At 57.7% G+C, this 395-nt stretch carries 1 protein-coding gene; it reads right to left on the minus strand.

The genetic code is table 11. The features are described from left to right. Positions 1-169: 169 nt before the first annotated feature. Positions 170-395, minus strand: a 226-nt coding sequence (locus NWP10_RS12395) for a 2Fe-2S iron-sulfur cluster-binding protein (RefSeq protein ID WP_258301101.1), incomplete at its 5' end; no start/stop codon positions are given.

Raw genomic sequence — 395 nt, forward strand, 5'->3', positions numbered from 1 at the left:
CCTTTTTGTGATATCGCTTACAAGCTTAGAAGAAAGTCGCTGTATTGGCTGCCTGGTATTCCATACGCACAGGCAGTAGGCACAACGTAGGCCGGGTAAACGTAGTGCCACCCGGCAAAAAGCCCGGTGGCGCTGACGCTTACCGGGCCTACAGGTGAACCACGACAGATTATGCGAGCACAAGATCGCCCTGCGGATGGCACGAACATGCCAGCACATAGCCCTCGGCAATTTCCGCTTCGGTCAGCGTCATGGTGCTGGTGACCGTGTACTCACCGGAAATCACTTTGGTCTTACAGCAACCGCACACCCCGGCGCGACAGGCCGCCGCTACCGGCACGTTGTTGCTTTCCAGCGCTTCAAGCAGCGTGGTGCCCACGCGGCCAAAGAAAGTC

Origin of the sequence: Micrococcus sp. HG099 (genome assembly GCF_024723355.1) — a bacterium.
In the GTDB taxonomy this organism is placed as follows: domain Bacteria; phylum Actinomycetota; class Actinomycetes; order Actinomycetales; family Micrococcaceae; genus Micrococcus; species Micrococcus endophyticus.